This window comes from Actinoplanes octamycinicus (assembly GCF_014205225.1).
Lineage (GTDB): Bacteria > Actinomycetota > Actinomycetes > Mycobacteriales > Micromonosporaceae > Actinoplanes > Actinoplanes octamycinicus.
The window spans coordinates 4993520-5010338 of sequence record NZ_JACHNB010000001.1; the positions used below are offsets into that span (position 1 = coordinate 4993520).

Here is a 16819-nt window from a genome sequence, read left to right on the forward strand (position 1 = left end):
TCCTTTGTGGGGTCCGGAACCGGTTGTCCACAGGCTGGAGATCAACATCTACGTTGATCAATCAAACTGGCTAGCCTGGCCGCATGCACATCATCTACGCGCCCGGGGGACGCGAGATCGAGGTGCGGCCGCGCAGCCGCGAGGCCACGCTGGCCGATCTTCTCCGGGCGATCGGCGTCCCCGACCCCGGCGTCGCCGGGGTGGACGGGCACCCGGTCGCGACGTCGACGCCGATCGAGGAGTCCGGCCTGCACGAGGGCGCGGTGCTGGACCTGGCGCCGGCGCCGCCGTCCGGTCCGCCGGTCCCGGCGCCCCAGGAGATGGTGCTGGTCGCGGGGCTGGCGGCGGGCCGGGCGTTCCCGTTGCCGCCGGGGCACTGGGTGGTCGGGCGAGGGCCGGCCGCCGGGCTGCGGCTCGACCACGACACCGTCTCGCGCGAGCACTGCCTGCTGACCGTCACGCCGCCCGGTCCACCGGCACCCGGAGCGGCGGGCACGGTGACCGTGACGGATCTCGGGGCGGCCAACGGCGTACAGAGAAATGGGGTGACGGTGACCGAGCCGGTCACCCTGACCGGCGGCGATGTCCTCGGGGTCGGAGCGGTGGCGCTCAGCCTGCGCCCCGGTGGCGAGCGGGACCGCCCGGCCGGCCTGGACCTGCGGCGGCACCTCGGCCGCGGCGGGACCGTGTCGTTCAACCGGCCGCCGCGCGTGGCGCCCCCGGAGCGACCGGGCCCGCTGACCGCCCCCGGCGAGCCGCGCGAGCCGGCGGAACCACACTTCAGCGTCGCCTCCACGCTCGGCCCGCTGGTTCTCGCGGTGGTCATGGTGGCGATCACCCGGGACATCCGGTTCGGCCTGTTCGCGGTGCTCTCCCCGCTGATCGGGATCGGCACCTACCTGGAGTCGCGCCGCCGCAACCGCAAGGAGACCGCCGAGGGGCAGCGGACGTTCGACGAGGGGCTGGCCGAGCTGGAGTCCGGCCTGGCCCGGGCCGGCGAGCAGGAGCGCGCCCGGCTGCGGAGCCTGCTCGGCGACCCGGCCGAGACCCTGCGCCGCGCCGCGCTGCCCAGCACCCGGCTCTGGGAGCGGCGGCCCCGGCACGACGACTTCCTGCTGCTTTACGCCGGGATCGCGGACACGCCCTGGCAGCCCGAGGTGACCGCGTCCACCGGCCGGCTGCCCGACCGGGTGCGCGAGCTGACCGGCCGGGCGGTGCTGCGCGCCGCGCCGGTCCCGGTCGCTCTGGGCGGTGGTGGCATCGTCGGGATCGCCGGCGACCGGGCCGCCGCCCTGGCCGTGGCCCGCAGCCTGCTCTGCCAGGCCGCGGTGCACCACGGTCCGGCCGACCTGACCGTCGCGGTGCTGGTCGACGACGGCCGGGAGCCGGAGTGGGACTGGTGCAAGTGGCTGCCGCACACCCGGCTGCCGGACGACTCCGGCCGCTGGCTCTCGCACCGGCGGGAGACCAGCGAGGCGATGGCCCGGCAGCTGGCGGCCGGCGGCGCGCTCGGCACCGCGCTGGTCGTGCTCGACTCCGACGTGCTCACCGAGGGCACCCGGGCGCCCGCCCGCGACCTGCTCAACCAGGCCCGGCCGGCGACGCCGGACCCGCTGTCGCGCGCCCCGGCGGTCCCGGTCGCCGGGATCGTGCTGGCGGCCAGCGTCGACCGGCTGCCGGCCGCCTGCGACACCGTCATCCAGATCCTCGACCCGGACGGCGACGCCGTGGTCCGCCGGCCCGCCGAGGGCACCGCCGTCGACGACGTGCTGCTCGCCGGCCTGGCCGTGGCCGAGGCCCGGGCCTGCGCCCGGGACCTGGCCCGCTTCGACGACCCGGAGGTGCGGCGGACCGGGGCCGGGCTGCCCGACGGCGTGCGGCTGCTCCCGATGATCGGCCTGGCCCAGGTCGACGCGACCAGCGTCCGGGAGCGCTGGCAGCGGGCCGACCCGGTGGCGATCACCGCGCCGCTCGGCGTCACCGACCGCGGCGTGTTCACCCTGGACCTGATCCGGGACGGGCCGCACGGCCTGATCGGCGGCACCACCGGCTCCGGCAAGAGCGAGCTGCTGCGCAGCCTGGTCGCCGCGCTCGCGGCGAACGCCGACCCGGCCCGGCTCACCTTCGTGCTGATGGACTACAAGGGCGGGGCCGCGTTCGACGAGTGCGCCCGGCTGCCGCACACCGTCGGCATGGTCACCGACCTGGACGAGCAGCTCGGCGAGCGGGCGCTGCGGGCCCTGGAGGCGGAGCTGCGCCACCGGGAGCGGCGGCTGCGCGAGGTGCGCTGCGACAACCTGGTGGAATACGTGCGCAGCGGCGCCGCCCAGGCCGAGCCGATGCCCCGGCTGGTCGTGGTGATCGACGAGTTCGCGACGATGGCGAAGGAGCTGCCGGACTTCCTGACCGCGCTGGTCGGGATCGCGCAGCGCGGCCGGACCCTCGGCGTGCACCTGATCCTGGCGACGCAGCGGCCGTCCGGCGCGGTCAACGACAACATCCGGACCAACACCAACCTGCGGATCGCGCTGCGGGTGCAGGACGCGGCCGACTCGGTCGACGTGATCGGGATCCGGGAGGCGGCCGAGCTGAGCCGGTTGCTGCCCGGGCGGGCCTACGTGCGGCTCGGGCCCGGTGAGGTGGTGCCGATCCAGACGGCGCTGGTCACCGCGGTGTCCGGGGGCGGCGACGACGCTCCGGTGGCGGTGACGGCGTTCACCTTCGGGGCGGTGGCCGACGGCGGGGCGGCGGGGCCGCGTACCGGGAACGGGGTGGAGCAACGCACCGACCTGGCCCGTCTCGTCGACGCGATCGCCGAGGCGGCCTCGGATCTGCCGGCGCCGCGCCGGCCCTGGCCGGAGCCGCTCGGCGGCGATCTCGACCTGGCCACCCTGCCGCCGGAGCCGGGCCGGGCCACCGTGGCGCTCGCCGACGACCCGGACCGGCAGGCGCAGTACCCGGTCGGCTGGGATCCGGCCGAGGGCAACCTGCTGTTGTTCGGGATCACCGGCAGCGGCACCACGACCACCCTGCAGGCGCTCGCGCTCAGCCTCGCCGTGGCCCGCGGGCCGGACCAGCTGGAGCTGTACGCGATCGACTACGGCACCGGTGACCTGGGGATCCTCGAGGGACTGCCGCACACCGGCGCGGTGGTGGCGGCCGACGACCGGGAACGGCAGGTGCGGCTGATCCGGCACCTGCGCGCCGAGCTGGACCGGCGGCGGACCGCGCCGGGCGGGCCGCGCCGCACGATCATCGTGCTGATCGACAACCTGGCGGCGATGCGCGCCGAGTTCGACGACATCGAGGGCCTCACCGTGCTGGACACGCTGACCAGGCTCTACGGCGACGGGACGGCGGCCGGGATCGGATTCGCGGTGACCGCCGACCGGTTCAGCACGGTGCCACCGGCCTGGACCTCGGTGACCACCCAACGGTGGCTGTTCCGGCTGCCGGACCCCTACGACTACGTGCAGGCCGGGCTCGGCCGCAAGGATGTGCCGGCCCGGCTCCCGGGCCGGATGGTCACCCTGCCCGAAGGGCTGCAGGCGCAGGTGGGACGGCCCTCGCCGGGGCCGGCCGCGATGGTCGCGGCGGTGGCCGCGAAATATCCGGACGCGGTGATCCGGGCCGCCCGGATCGGCGTGCTGCCGACCTCGGTGCTCGCCGGCGACCTGCCACCCCCGGCGCTCGACGACGAGCCGTGGCGGCTGCCGGTCGGCATCCGCGAGTCCGACCTGGAGGCCGCCCGGCTGGTCCTCTACGAGGGGGACCACGCGCTGATCGCCGGCCCGGCCCGGTGCGGGAAGAGCACGGTGCTGCTCAGCCTGGCGGCGGTGCTGCGCGGGCGGGCCCACCTGGCCGGGACCGGCGGGCGGCGGTCGCCGCTGCGCGACTGCGCCGACCTGGACCGGTTCGCGCCGGCCGGGGGAGCGGCCGCGGCGCTGCTCGCCGACCTGCGGACGGTCGACGGGCCGGCGGTGCTGTTCATCGACGACGCGGAGGGCTTCGACGACGCGGACGGGGCGATCGCCGGGCTGCTCTCCGCCGGCCGGCCGGAGCTGCACGTGGTCGTGGCCGGGCGGGCGGACGCGTTGCGGTCGCTCTACGGGCACTGGACGCAGACCATCCGGCGGTCCAAGGCCGGGCTGCTGCTGCGGCCCAACATCGACCTGGACGGGGATCTGCTGGGCGTGACGCTGCCGCGGCGGGCGCCGGTGCGCCTCGGGGTGGGCCGCGGTTACCTGATTCACAACGGGGAGTGGGACATCGTGCAGGCCGCCGTTGTGCTGAATGACCATGATGGTGGTCATGAGTGATCTTGCTGGGCTGACCGAGGAAGCCGTCGCGGCACTGACGCCGAAACGGCCGTGCGTGGTGGTGGCCGCGATCGCCGGTGACGAGGTGGTGGTCCGCGGGTCGGCCGGGGTGGACGGGACGACCCGGTTCGAGATCGGCTCGGTCACCAAGGTGTTCACCGCGCTCACCCTGGCCAGCCGGGTGCAGGCCGGCGCGCTGACCCTCGATCAGCCGCTCGGCGATCTGCTGCCGGTGCCGGACGGGTGCCGGATCACGCTGCGGCAGCTGGCGACGCACACCTCGGGGCTGCCGCGGCTGCCACCCGGGATGCTGCTGGACGCGCTGCTGCATCCGGGCAAGCGCGATCCGTACGCGCACTGCTCCGCCGACTTCCTGCTGGGGGCGCTCGGCCGGACCCGGCGACGGGCGCCGGGGAAGGTCCGCTACTCCAACTTCGGCGCCGGGTTGCTGGGGCTGGCGCTGACCCGCCACGCCGGGCTCGACTTCGACGGGTTGGTCACGGCTGAGCTGGGCTCACCGCTCTCCTTGACCGGTACGGCCACCGCCGGCCCGGCCGTCCAGGGCCACCGGCGCAACGGCCGCCCGGCGGCGCCCTGGCACCTGAACGCGCTGGCCGGCGCGGGCGGCCTCCGGTCCACCGCCGACGACCTGGTCCGCTTCGTCCGGGCTCACCTGGGCGAGTCGCCGCTGTCCGGGACTGTCCGGCTGGCGCTGTCGGTGGAGGAGCGGGCCAACCCGTTCCTGACCGTGCACCTGGGATGGATGTCGCGGCGACTCAAGGACGATCGCCGGCAGTACTTCCACAACGGCGGGACCGGCGGGTTCACCTCGTTCGTGGGCTTCGACCCGGCGGCCGGGGCCGGGGTGGTGGCGTTGAGCGCGACGGCGCGCTCGGTGGACGGGCCGGCGGTGAAGCTGCTGACCGCGCTGGGCGCCGCCGGCTGAGTCTCAGTCGTCGGGGTCGAAGAGCATCTCGCGTACTGTCCGCTCCCGATGCTCCCGCGACTCGCGTTCCTCCTCCGGCGTCAGGTCGAGAGGGAAGTCGTCCTCCGGCTCGGCGGCCGGAGGCGGGCCCCACGGCGCGGGCAGCCGCCCCAGCCGCTGCAACCGCCGGCTCCGCGCGCTGTTGTGATATTCGAGTGGGATCTCGTCGAGCGGGACCGGTTCGCCGGTGCGGCGTCGCCAGGCGGAGATGATCTCGACGTACGGCCGGGGTCCCGGCCCGAGGCGGAGCCACTCGGTGAGCGGCGCCGGGACGTTCCCGAACGGGTGGGCGACGGCGACGATCACCTGGTCGTAGTCGGCGGGATCGAGCACGGTGCTCCTCTCAGGGCTTCATGAACGGGTTCGGGATGGTGTCGACGATGTGCTTGACGAGATCCTCTCCGTGATACACGACCTCGGTCTCCGCCCGCGACAGCGCGTTGGAGGCGTCCGGGAAGATCAGCTGTGAGCGGGGTATCCGGAAGGTGCTCATGTCCGGCGCCTGTCGCACGTGCATGACGTCGGCGAGGTGTTTCGGGTGCCCGGTGATGATCTTCCGGAGCCAGTCGTCGGTGGTGTTCGCCCCGGCGTTCGTGTCCAGCAACAGGCTGACGAACGGACTCCGCTGGGTCGCGCCCCGCATGTGCGCCTCCGCCCGGGCAGCGATCTTCGCCGGGGTGTCCAGAGCGCCGCGCACGCTGGCCTGCACCGCCGCCGACTCCAGATTGAGGTTCGACTGCAGGGTGCGCGGGTCGGCCGCGGTGTGGAAGCGGTACACCGTCACCAGGTCGTCGGCCTGCGCCTTCGCCGCGCCCAGCTTGCCGCCGACCCCGCCGGTGACGCCGCCGAGCAGCAGGTCGGTGGCGAGCCCCCGCGGGTCGAACGGGTTCTCGCCGTTGAAGCCGCGGGTGGCCGCGCCGCCGAGCAGGCTCTCCGCGCCGCCGGCGATCGCGCCACGGACGAACGGGCTGGTGGCGGCGAACCGGGCGCCGCCCGCGAGCATGCCCGCGCCCGCGCCGAGCCCGCCACCGGCCGCGCCGATCAGGCCCTGGACCGCGACCTGGCCCCAGTCCACCTCGCCGGTGGTGGCCTTCTGGATGCCGGTGCTGGCGCCCATGCTCAGCAGCGCGCCGCCGATCATCGCGGCGCCGATCGGGCCGCCGACGCCGGTCGCCATCACCGCGATGCCACCGACCACCATCGCGCCCGCGGCGATGTACTCCCAGTTCTCGCCGACCCATTCGCCGGCGTCCTCGAAGAAGCCGCTGGACATCTCGTCGCGGTAGGCGCGCAGGTCGGCATCGCTGACCGGGCGCAGGCCGAGCGGGTCGGCGTGCCCGACCGGGTCGTTCCCGGCGTAGTGGTAGGGGTTCCCGGCGACCGCGGTGCCGGCCGACGGCGGCAGCGGGTCGGTGCTGAGGAACGCGCGGGCCGACGGGTCGTAGACGCGGTGGCGCAGCCAGACCAGCCCGGCGAATTCCAGCTCCCCGCGATAGCCGATGCCCGGTTCGGTGCCGGCCGGAGCGCCCCAGGCGTCCCGGTCGCCGGGCGTACCCTGCCAGTCCGGGGTCAGCGGCGTCGCGCCGACCGTCCAGGGCGTGCCCGGGCCGGTCACCGGGCGGTCGCCGAGCCAGCAGGGCATGCCGGCCGCCCCGGGCTCCCAGAACACCGCCTGCCCGGCGACCTCGGCGAGTTCCCCGAACGGGTCGTGGCGCAGCGTCAGGTCGTCCACCGCGGACAGCCGCCCGAGACCGTCCCAGACGTACCGGCGGTCGCCCTCGCGGGTGCGGCGGCCGGCTCCGTCGTACTCGAAGACGGTCCCGCCTCTGCTGATCAGCTGCCCGGCGGTGTCGTAGGCGTAGACCGAGGCGCCGTCGTGGACCAGCCGGCCGGCCCGGTCGTACCGGAACTCGGTGTCACCGGCGGTGATCAGCTGTCCCGCCGCGTCATACCGGTAGGTGCGCGTTCCGTCGTCGACGACACGCCCGGCGGCGTCGTGCGAGAGGTGGGCGGTACGCCGCCCGGATGGGCCTTCGCAGACGTACGACGCGGGCAGCCCTCCAGCATATTCCCAGGTCATCGTGGTGTCGCCGCCGTCGGCCCGGATCAGGCGGCCGAGGGCATCGCGGCGCAGCGTGATCTCGCCGGCCGCGGCGAGTGCGCCACCCTCGTCGTACCGGTAGGTGACCACCGACCCGTCCGGCCGGGTCAGGGTGATCGGCAGGCCGTCCCGGTCGTAGCCGTGCCGGACGGTCAGCCCGCCGCGGCTGCGGGAGATCAGCCGGCCGGCCGGGTCCCACCCGAGGTCGACGCGCCGGCCGCCCTCCTCCGCGGACACCGGCCGACCCAACCGGTCGCGACGGAAGGTGAGCGTCGCCCCGTCGCCGGCCGTGATCGTGACGATTCGTCCGGACGGGTCGTAGGACCAGCGGAGCGTCCGCCCGGAGCCGTCGGTCCGCGCGAGCATCCGTCCGGCCGGATCGTATTCGGTCGTGGTGCGCCGCCCGAGCGGGTCGATCCGCTCGGTCAGGCGGCCCACCTCGTCGTACCCGAAGGTGGTCACCGCGCCGAGCGGATCGGTGACCGTGGTGACCCAGCCGCGGGGATGGTGCTGGTAGGTGGTGCGGCCGCCGAGCGGGTCGATCGCGGCGGTCATCCGGCCGGCGGCGTCGAACTCGAAGCGCCGGGTGCCGCCGGTCGGGTCGGTGACCGCGGTGATCCGGCCGGCCGCGTCGTGGGCCAGGACGAATCGGCTGCCGTCCGCGGTGGTCTGTGCGACCAAGTGGCCGTCCGGGCCGTACTCGTAGGACTCCTGGAGTTCGCCGCGGACGACCGCGACCAGCATGCCGTCGGCGTCGTAGCGGAAGTCGACGCGCCGTCCCGCGCCGTCGGTGCGGGACGACGGGCGGCCCGCCGCGTCGTACTCGAAAACGGTCACCCGCCCGGCGGGCGACACGGTGCGGGCGACCCGCCCCGCCGGGGTGTACTCGATCCGGCTCCGCCCGCCGTCCGGCCCGATCACCGTGGTCCGGCGACCGCAGCGGTCGTACTCCGCGTGCGCGCCGGTCCCGTCCGGCCGCAGGTGGGCGGTGGCGCGGCCGAGCGCGTCGTACTCGAACGCGCTGCCGGTGAGCCCGTCGTTCACCGCGGCGATCCGGCCGTCGCGGTCCAGGACCGCGCTGCGGCGGACTCCGGCCGGATCCACCGTCGCGGTCAAGGTGCCGGTCGCGTCGTACTCGCGCAGCCAGGTCGCCCCGGCCGGGTCGGTGGCGGCGGTCAGCCGGGACAGCGCGTCGTGGCTGAAGTCCCATTTCGCGCCGCCGGGCAGGACCACCCGGGCCAGGTTGCCGTTGTCGTCGTAGTCCATCGTGGTGCGCTCGCCGAACACGTCGATCACCGCGGAGGTCTCGCCGTGCGGACCGAACTCGGTGGTCCGCCGGGCGCCGCCGGGATCGGTCACGGCCAGCAGCCGGCCGCCGGGGGAGTACTCGTAGCGCCACGTCGCGCCGCCCGGACCGACCCGCTCGGCGAGGCGGCCGCGGTCGTCGTACCGATAGACCGTGCGGCGTCCCAGCGGGCTGATCGCGGCGGTGACCCGGCCGCGGTCGTCGCGTTCCAGCCGAGCGACGTGGCCGAGCGCGTCGGTGGCGCTGAGCAGGCGGCGCGAGTCGTCGAAGCCGAAGTCGAGGGTGACCCCGTCCGGATCGGTGACCCGATGGACCAGGCCGTCGCGCACGTCCAACCGGGTGACACCGCCCTCCCCGTCCACCACCTCGGCGGGGATGCGGTCGGCGCCGGCGTAGCGGTACCGGAACGACGCCCCGGTGCCGGCCGTGACCGCGACCAGGCGGCCCAACTCGTCGTAGGTGTAGTCGAACGCGCCGCGCCGCAACAACCTCCCCCGGTCGTCCCAGCGCATCGTCACCACCGACCCATCACGGTCGGTGACCGTCACCGGGTTGCCCCACTCGTCGTAGGTGCGGCTCAGCGTGTGTCCGTGCGCGTCGGTGACGGACAGCAGCCGGCCCCGGTCGTCGTGCACGTAGACGTCGGTCTCGCCGACCACGGTGACGTGGCCGGGGAGGTAGACGTAGCGGCTCTCCCGGCCGAACCGGGAGACCTGGGTGAGCACCCGGCCGTCGGCGTCGTAGGTGTTCCGGACGTGGACGACGCCGTCGGCGTCGGTGACCGCGGTGATCCGGCCGTCCTCGACGGTGTAGGTGTAGGTGCCGTCGTCGGTCAGGAAGCCGTCGTAGACGAAGGGGACCAGGCCGACCGCCGTGATCCGGTCCCCGGTCCAGCTGATCGGGACGTCGTCCACGCTGGTCAGCCGGCCGTCGGTGTAGCCGAAGGTGAGCCGGTCGGCGCTGCGGATCCGGCCGGTCGCGTCGAAGCGCCAGACCCGGCCGTCGAACCAGCGCAGCTCCAGGCCGTCGTCGACCGGCTCCACGGTGGCGTTGATCCCGACGACCCGTCCGTAGCCGGCGCCCTGCCGGCCGAAGAACGCCGCCTGCCCGTCCGGCCCGGTGTAGGCGACGCCGTCGCTCGACGCCCGCAACCGGACGTCCGCCCACGACGACCAGCCCGGCCCGAACGCGCCGACCACCGTGGACCGGCTGTTGTAGACCCGGGAGAACCCCGGAAGATCAGACACTTTGTGTACGAAGTTCCCGCTCGCCGTGTTGACCGGGTCGTCGGCGAACCCGCTGGTGGGCGGGAATCCGTACGCGACGGGTGCGTCGAAGGTCAGCGACGTGCGGCCCTCGGTGAGCCCGGCGGCCTTGAGGCTGGCGGCGATGGCCGCGTCCGGGAGCCGGCTGATGTCCCCGTCCCCGCCCGCGGCCCGGAACGCCTTGGCGATCGCGGCCACCCAGTCGGCGTCGATCCCGTTCAGCACGATGTAGTTGCCGAACGCGGTGATCAGCGACGACGCGTCGAAGTGCCCCCACTTGTTGCCGTCGGAGAACTCGCCGTAGGCGCTGCGCACCCGGGTGTCGTGGGTGCGCAGCTCGTCGTCGGCCGCCCGGCTGCCGCGTACGAAGTCGTCCAGGTCGTCAGGACGTGCCGAACTGGTCCCCATCAGTCCTCCTCGTCACGTAGCCGCGCAGGAACAGGTCGAGGATCTTGGTGCGGTGATCGACCAGCGTCCGGCAGGCCGCGTGCAGCTCCTCGACGAACTCGCGGTCGGTGATCGCATACCGGTCCGGCAGGACCAGCAGCCGGTCGCTGCCGTTCGGATCCCGGCCCGCCGCGCAGGCCGACGACGTGATCAGCCACTCGCCGGCGCGGTAGGTCAGCTCCAGCAGGTAGTCCAGGGTGAAACCGCTGGCCGGGTGGCGGCCGCTGACATACCACTCGACGCGCAGCCCGAGATCCTTGCGGACCAGGTAGAAGCTCGGTCGCACCTCGGCCATCCCGGACTGCTTGCGCAGCCAGGCGGCCAGGCCGTTCAGGGTGTGCTGCACGTCGGCGGCCGCGGACAGCACGGCCGCGGCGGACGGATGGTCGTCGACACCCATGGTCAGCTCCCTCGACAGACCCGGGTCACTCCCGGGACGGCGCGGTCGGGGCCGCCACGGTGTAGTGCGGTGGGGTGACCGGCGGCGGGATCGGTGGCAGATCGTCCTCGTCCTCGCCCAGGAAGAAGTCACCCACCTTCTCCAGGAAGCTCTCGTCCTCCTGCTCCGCGGCCCAGGCCCGGGCCTTCTCCCGGCGGTCCTGCTCCTCGCGGGCCAGCCGGGCCAGCTCGTCCACCTGGTTGGCCGCGGTGCGCATGGCGGTGGCCAGCCGGCGGGCGTCACCGGTGCAGATGTCCATCCGGCCGCCGAACTGCCGGCCGTAGACACCGCGCCACTCCTGCGACGCGTGCGAGGCGAGCGAGGTGCGCCGGGAGATCTGGCCCTCGCAGGCGTCGGCGGCGGAACGCAGCTGGGTGGCCAGCCGGTCGGCCGCGTCCCAGTCGAACGGAACGTCCTCGGAAATCCCCCGTAGATCGACCATCGTCGTCCCCTGCTGGTTGTCCTCTTTGTTGTCCACAGATATCGAGAGGTGTTTGCGGTGGCGGCTCTCCTGTGACGACAATGGCAGTCCGGGAAGGCGGAGTCAAAATCGATCAACAGAACTCGGGGGAGTGGACCGATGCCGGGACGAGTACTCTCGACTGATCAGGCCAAGACGTCTATCCAGCAGGTTCAAGCGATCATCAACGGCGGGCTCACCGACCAGATATCGCAGCTCGACGCGCAGGGGAAGATGCTGTCCAACCCGGATGTCTGGGACGGTCCGCTGGCTCAGCAGTTCCGCGATCAGACGTGGCCGGAGACCAAGGCCGCCCTCGACAAGGCCAAACAGGAATTGGATCAATTGCGCGAGCAGTTGCAGAAGATCGCGCAGAACATCATGACCGCAGGCGGCGGATCATAATCGGTCGTCCGGCTCTTTAGATCATTTCTGGAAAGGGTACGGGGATGGCCGATCAGGAAGCGCTCGGCCGGGAATACCTGCTGCACGAGGAGATCGGACGGGGCGCTCTCGCGGTGGTCCGGCGGGCCACCCGGCGCTCCGGCGGCCCGTCGCTCGCGGCCAAACTCCTGCGCCCCGAGCTGGCCGGCGACCGCCGGGTCCGCGAGCTCCTGCTGCGCGAGGAGGCGGCGCTCCGCGACCTCGACCATCCGAGCATCGTCGGCCTGCGTGACCTGGTCGTCGAGGGCGGCACCGTGGCCCTGGTGATGGACTTCGTGGACGGCCCCGACCTGCGCCGCCACCTCGCCGCCCGGGGTGGCCGGCTGGGCGCGGCGGAGACCGCCGCGATCATGGCGCAGGTGGCCGGCGCGGTCGCGGCCGCGCACGCGCAGGGCGTCGTCCACCTCGACCTCAAACCCGAAAACCTGCTTCTGGTACGCGACACCGCCCCGCCCGTGACCCGGGTGATCGACTTCGGCGTCGCGGTGCTGCTGCTGGACGCCGACCGCGGGGTGGCCGGCGGCACGCCGGGCTACACCGCCCCGGAGATCTGGCACGGCACACCCCCGACGGCGGCCGCCGACGTCTACTCGCTCGGCGTGCTCCTGGTCGAGCTGATCACCGGCGACATCCAGGGCGACCCGGACGCGCTGCCCGACGAGCTCACCGGCCCGGCCCGGTCCTGCCTGGTCCCCGATCCCCGGCAGCGCCCCACGGCCCGCCGCGTCGCCTCCTACCTGCGCACCCTCGTCGACTCCGGCGCCCTCGACGCCCCGCCGGCCTCCCTCGCCGGCACCCCGGCGCCGCCCAGTGGCGCGGGCCGGGCCGCGCCCGGTCCGGGTGCTGGTGGCGGGGGAGCTGGCGCTGCTCCGGGCGCTGGTGCCGCGGGAGGTGCCGCCGGGCCGGCTGTCGCCGGGGCCGCGGCGGGCTCGGCCGCTGCGGCGTCTGCTGGAGCCACCGGGTTGGCGGGCGGTCCCGCGGGAGCCGCGGGATGGCCCGGCGGAGCAGGTGCCGGCGGCTTCGACCGGGGTGCGCCTCTGGCAGGCGACGCAACGGCCGACCTGCCGGGGCAGGCGCCGCTCTCTCGGCAGACGACGCTGCGCGGGGCTGGAGCCGCGTCTGGGGTGCAGGCCGGCGTCGGAGCCGGCGCGGCAACAGGCGCTGGCGTCGGTGGCTCTCCGGGCGCTGGCAGCGGTGGCGGCAGTGGCGGTTATCCGGGCGCGGGTCCCGGTGGTGACGGTTCGGGTGGGGGCGCCTGGCGGTGGCCCGGTGCCGGGAGCTGGGCCACGAGCGGGCCGGGCGCGCCGCCCGACGCCGGGGCGGGCGATCCGGATCATGTGGGCCTGTGGGCGGGGCAGTTCGGCAGTGGGCCGCCGCCCGAGGTGCGCGAGACCCGGCTGCGGCCCGGGGTGACGCCGCCGGTGAAACCGCCCGCGGCGCCGCCGGCCGGCGGGGGATCGGGCGGCTGGCGGCGCGGGCCGCTGGTCACGCTCGGCGTGGTCGCGGTGATCGCCGCCGCGCTGATCGGGGTGAACGTCTTCCGCGCCGCTGACGAGCGCGCCGACCGCGCCGCCAACGTGGTCGGCGTGACCAGCGCCGCCACCACCGACCCGGCCGGGGCGGTCGGGCAGCAGCCCACGCTGCCGCCCACCGACCCGGTCGCCACCAGCGCCGCCACCACCGCGCCGGCCGCGATCCGGGTGACGCTGGCCGGGTTCGTCGAGGACGACGCCGGCACCCTCGCGCTGTCGATCCGGGACGGCAAGGCGATCGCCTACGTCTGCGACGGCGACAAGGTCGAGGCGTGGCTGCAGGGCACCGCACAGGACGGGAAACTCCGGCTCACCGGCAAGAACGGCGCCAAGATCGTCGGGACGTTCGACGCGCGCAGCGCCAAGGGCGATCTCACCATCCTGGGCGACACCCACGGCTTCACGCTGCGGACCGTGACGAAGCCGTCCGGGCTCTACCGGGCGTCCGCCCGGGTGCGCGGCGCCAAGGTGGAGGGCTCCTGGATCGTGCTGCCGGACGGCCGCCAGGTCGGCGTGCTCACCGAGGGCGACGAGATCGGCCCCGCCCCCAAACTCGACGTCACCAACCGCACCACCGAGGTCGGCGGCACCGAGATCGGCGTCGACCCGATCGACGCCACCACCGGCGCGGGATTCTGACGTGCGCTGCCCCGGAGCTCCTGACACGCGCGGGGCGCTCCGGTGTGCGGGGCACGGCGACCCGCGTGGGGTGCGGGGGTGGGCCGGGCGCGACGACGGGCGGCGGGTGCCGTGCTGCACTGGGCGCGGCGGCATGCAGGAGGCGAGGACGTGACGGCGCCGGTGGCGGCGCGGCGGTCGCTGTGGTGGCTGCCCGCGGTTGCCGGGGTGGGCGTCGCCGTCGGCCTGGGGGTCTACGGCCGCCTGCACGAGCCGTCGGCGCTTGCGTTGTTCGACGTCTTCGGCCGTCCGATCGTCGTCAAGGCCGGCCTGACCAGTGGGGCCGCCTTTCTGGCGCTGGTCCAGTTGGTCTCCGCCCTCGCGCTCTACGGCCGCCTGCCGTCCAAGTCCTGGACCCCGGCCCTGCACCGCTGGAGCGGCCGCCTCGCGGTCGTGCTGTCGCTGCCGGTCGCGGTCCACTGCCTCTACGCCCTGGGGTTCGGCTTCGACAGCCCCCGGGTGCTGGCCCACTCCCTGCTCGGCTGTCTCTTCTATGGCGCCTTCGTCGCCAAGATGCTGATCATCAGCCAGCCGGACAGCGGCCGCCCGTGGACCCTCCCGCTCGCCGGCGGCCTGACCTTCACCGCCCTGACCGGCGTCTGGCTCACCTCCGCCCTCTGGTTCTTCCTCACCTGACCCGAGCTTGTCGGCGAGCTTCACCCCAGCCTGCCGGCGAGCCTGCCGGCGAACTTGACCCCAGCCTGCCGGCGAGCCTGCCGGCGAACTTGACCCGAGCTTGTCGGCGAGCCTGACCCGAGCCTGCCGGCAAGCCTGACCCGAGCCTGCCGGCAAGCCTGACCCGGGCTTGTCGGCGAGCCTGACTCGACCTGGCCCGAGCCTGACCCCAGCCTGTCGGCGAGCGGACCTTGCGTGCGGCGCCGGGCGGGGCCGCCCGCGTACCGGAAAAAGGTCTTGAGGGGCCGGGGGACTTGAGGGAACTCCGGGACGGGACGTGTGACCCCCGCCGCTGCCGAAGTTCTTTGAATCTGAAATAGTTTCTGCGTCAACAACGTTGTGCGGGGCAGTCCGGGACGACCAGCCCCGGCCGGAGGTTTCAGGAGCGGGTCATGCAATTCGGCATCTTCAGCGTCAGCGACATCACCACCGACCCGACCACCGGGAAGACCCCGACCGAGGCCGAGCGGATCAAGGCCATCGTCACCATCGCGAAGCACGCGGAGGAGGTCGGCCTCGACGTGTTCGCCCTGGGTGAGCACCACAACGAGCCGTTCTTCTCGTCGTCGCCGACCACCACGCTGGCCTACATCGCCGCGCAGACCACGACCCTGCAGCTCAGCACGGCCACCACGCTGATCACCACGAACGACCCGGTGAAGATCGCCGAGGACTTCGCGATGCTGCAGCACCTCGCGGACGGCCGGGTCGACCTGATGCTGGGCCGCGGCAACACCGGGCCGGTCTACCCGTGGTTCGGCAAGGACATCCGGGCCGGCATCCCGCTCGCCATCGAGAACTACGCGCTGCTGCACCAGCTGTGGCGCGAGCACGTGGTCGACTGGGAGGGCAAGTTCCGCACGCCGCTGCAGTCGTTCACCTCGACGCCGCGGCCGCTCGACGACGTCCCGCCGTTCGTCTGGCACGGCTCGATCCGCTCGCCGCAGATCGCCGAGCAGGCCGCCTACTACGGTGACGGTTTCTTCGCGAACCACATCTTCTGGCCCGCCTCGCACACCCAGCGGATGGTGAAGCTCTACCGGGAGCGCTTCGAGCACTACGGCCACGGCTCCGCCGACCAGGCCTACGTCGGCCTCGGCGGCCAGGTGTTCATGCGCAAGAACAGCCAGGACGCGGTCAACGAGTTCCGGCCCTACTTCGACAACGCCCCGGTCTACGGCCACGGCCCGTCGCTGGAGGACTTCAGCCGGGAGACGCCGCTGACCGTCGGCAGCCCGCAGCAGGTGATCGACCGGACCCTGAAGTTCCGCGACTACGTCGGCGACTACCAGCGCCAGCTGTTCCTGATGGACCACGCCGGCCTGCCGCTGAAGACCGTGCTGGAGCAGCTCGACCTGCTCGGCTCCGAGGTCCTGCCGGTGCTCCGCAAGGAGTTCGCCGCCCTCAAGCCGGCCCACGTGCCGGACGCCCCGACCCACGCGTCGCTGCTGGCCGCGAAGAACGCCGAGCAGGCCGAGAAGAAGGAAGAGGTGCAGGCATGAAGCAGCGCAACCTCGTGGTGATCAGCGCGGGCCTGAGCCAGCCGTCCTCCACCCGCCTGCTCGCGGACCAGCTGTCCGCGGCGGCGGGGCGAGCCGCCGCCCAGCTCGGCGTCACCCTCGACGTCCAGGTCATCGAGCTGCGCGACCTGGCCCACGAGATCACCGACCACATGCTGACCGGGTTCCCGGCGGCCGCGCTGAAGCAGGCGCAGGAGTCGGTGGCCGCCGCGGACGGGCTGATCGTCGTCACTCCGGTGTTCAGCGCCAGCTACAGCGGCCTGTTCAAGTCGTTCTTCGACGTGCTGGAGCAGGACACCCTGACCGACAAGCCGGTCCTGCTCGCGGCGACGGCCGGCACCGCCCGGCACTCGCTGGTGCTGGAGCACGCGCTCCGGCCGCTCTTCGCCTACCTGCGGGCGGTGCCGCTGCCCACCGCGGTCTTCGCGGCCAGCGACGACTGGGGGGCGAACTCGGTGGAGGGCCCGCTGCGCGGCCGGATCGAGCGGGCGGCCGGCGAGCTGGCCCGGGAGCTGGAGCGGCGGGTGCCGGCCACGGTGGCCGACCCGTTCGCGCTGACCGAGAGCTTCGAGGACATGCTCAAGAGCCTCTGACCGCTGCCATCGAACGGCCCGGCGTCCGCCGGGCCGTTTTGGCATACGGACGGCA

The 16819-nt window shown here is 73.9% G+C and carries 11 protein-coding genes; 7 read left to right on the forward strand and 4 right to left on the reverse strand.

All coding sequences use genetic code 11. The annotated features are described in order from the left end of the window. The first annotated feature begins 83 nt into the window (after positions 1–83). Together BJY16_RS21795 and BJY16_RS21800 are read left to right on the forward strand one after the other, a co-directional pair. Positions 84–4319 (forward strand): type VII secretion EssC family protein, encoded by a 4236-nt coding sequence (locus BJY16_RS21795; protein ID WP_185041435.1) that lies wholly within the window; start codon positions 84–86, stop codon positions 4317–4319. Further along, the gene (locus BJY16_RS21800; RefSeq protein WP_185041436.1) at positions 4312–5265 is read left to right on the forward strand and encodes a serine hydrolase domain-containing protein; all 954 of its coding nucleotides are present in this window, start codon (positions 4312–4314) and stop codon (positions 5263–5265) included. Before BJY16_RS21795 ends, BJY16_RS21800 begins: the two co-directional genes overlap by 8 nt. Before the next feature lie 3 nt (positions 5266–5268). Here the strand turns inward: BJY16_RS21800 and BJY16_RS21805 are convergent, their stop codons facing one another. From BJY16_RS21805 to BJY16_RS21820, 4 genes are read right to left on the reverse strand one after another with little or no spacing between them, the layout of a single operon-like run. Continuing rightward, on the reverse strand, positions 5269–5637 hold the full coding sequence (locus BJY16_RS21805; RefSeq protein WP_185041437.1) for a hypothetical protein: 369 nt from the start codon (positions 5635–5637) through the stop codon (positions 5269–5271). Positions 5638–5647: 10 nt separating this feature from the next. Beyond that, entirely contained in the window at positions 5648–10384 is a 4737-nt protein-coding gene (locus BJY16_RS21810) for a DUF6531 domain-containing protein (protein WP_185041438.1), read from the reverse strand. Beyond that, positions 10359–10823, reverse strand: a complete 465-nt coding sequence (locus tag BJY16_RS21815) for a hypothetical protein (RefSeq protein ID WP_185041439.1) — start codon at positions 10821–10823, stop codon at positions 10359–10361. The genes BJY16_RS21810 and BJY16_RS21815 overlap by 26 nt, the downstream gene beginning before the upstream one ends. Before the next feature lie 25 nt (positions 10824–10848). Next, entirely contained in the window at positions 10849–11340 is a 492-nt protein-coding gene (locus tag BJY16_RS21820) for a WXG100-like domain-containing protein (RefSeq protein ID WP_185041440.1), read from the reverse strand. Positions 11341–11442: 102 nt separating this feature from the next. On the opposite strand from BJY16_RS21820, the gene BJY16_RS21825 reads away from it, so the two are divergent. The 5 genes from BJY16_RS21825 (at position 11443) to BJY16_RS21845 (ending at position 16764) form a co-directional block, all read left to right on the forward strand. Continuing rightward, positions 11443–11727 (forward strand): pyrophosphorylase, encoded by a 285-nt coding sequence (locus BJY16_RS21825; RefSeq protein ID WP_185041441.1) that lies wholly within the window; start codon positions 11443–11445, stop codon positions 11725–11727. Between the two features lie 44 nt (positions 11728–11771). Beyond that, a complete protein-coding gene (locus BJY16_RS48485; protein ID WP_185041442.1) occupies positions 11772–13937 on the forward strand; it encodes a serine/threonine-protein kinase in 2166 nt (721 codons plus the stop codon). Between the two features lie 150 nt (positions 13938–14087). Then, positions 14088–14612, forward strand: coding sequence for a DUF6529 family protein (locus BJY16_RS21835; RefSeq protein ID WP_185041443.1), 525 nt, complete (start codon positions 14088–14090; stop codon positions 14610–14612). A 431-nt stretch (positions 14613–15043) separates the two neighbouring features. Then, positions 15044–16153: an LLM class flavin-dependent oxidoreductase gene (locus BJY16_RS21840; RefSeq protein WP_185041444.1), complete on the forward strand. Its 1110-nt coding sequence runs from the start codon at positions 15044–15046 to the stop codon at positions 16151–16153. Then, positions 16150–16764: an FMN reductase gene (locus tag BJY16_RS21845; protein WP_185041445.1), complete on the forward strand. Its 615-nt coding sequence runs from the start codon at positions 16150–16152 to the stop codon at positions 16762–16764. The genes BJY16_RS21840 and BJY16_RS21845 overlap by 4 nt, the downstream gene beginning before the upstream one ends. Positions 16765–16819 lie beyond the last annotated feature (55 nt).

What these genes read in the sequence shown, in the direction of transcription:
- BJY16_RS21795 (WP_185041435.1), top strand. Translation starts at nt 84, where the DNA reads ATGCACATCATCTACGCGCCCGGGGGACGCGAGATCGAGGTGCGGCCG.
- BJY16_RS21800 (WP_185041436.1), top strand. Translation starts at nt 4,312, where the DNA reads ATGAGTGATCTTGCTGGGCTGACCGAGGAAGCCGTCGCGGCACTGACG.
- BJY16_RS21810 (WP_185041438.1), bottom strand. Translation starts at nt 10,384, where the DNA reads ATGGGGACCAGTTCGGCACGTCCTGACGACCTGGACGACTTCGTACGC.
- BJY16_RS21815 (WP_185041439.1), bottom strand. Translation starts at nt 10,823, where the DNA reads ATGGGTGTCGACGACCATCCGTCCGCCGCGGCCGTGCTGTCCGCGGCC.
- BJY16_RS21825 (WP_185041441.1), top strand. Translation starts at nt 11,443, where the DNA reads ATGCCGGGACGAGTACTCTCGACTGATCAGGCCAAGACGTCTATCCAG.
- BJY16_RS48485 (WP_185041442.1), top strand. Translation starts at nt 11,772, where the DNA reads ATGGCCGATCAGGAAGCGCTCGGCCGGGAATACCTGCTGCACGAGGAG.
- BJY16_RS21840 (WP_185041444.1), top strand. Translation starts at nt 15,044, where the DNA reads ATGCAATTCGGCATCTTCAGCGTCAGCGACATCACCACCGACCCGACC.
- BJY16_RS21845 (WP_185041445.1), top strand. Translation starts at nt 16,150, where the DNA reads ATGAAGCAGCGCAACCTCGTGGTGATCAGCGCGGGCCTGAGCCAGCCG.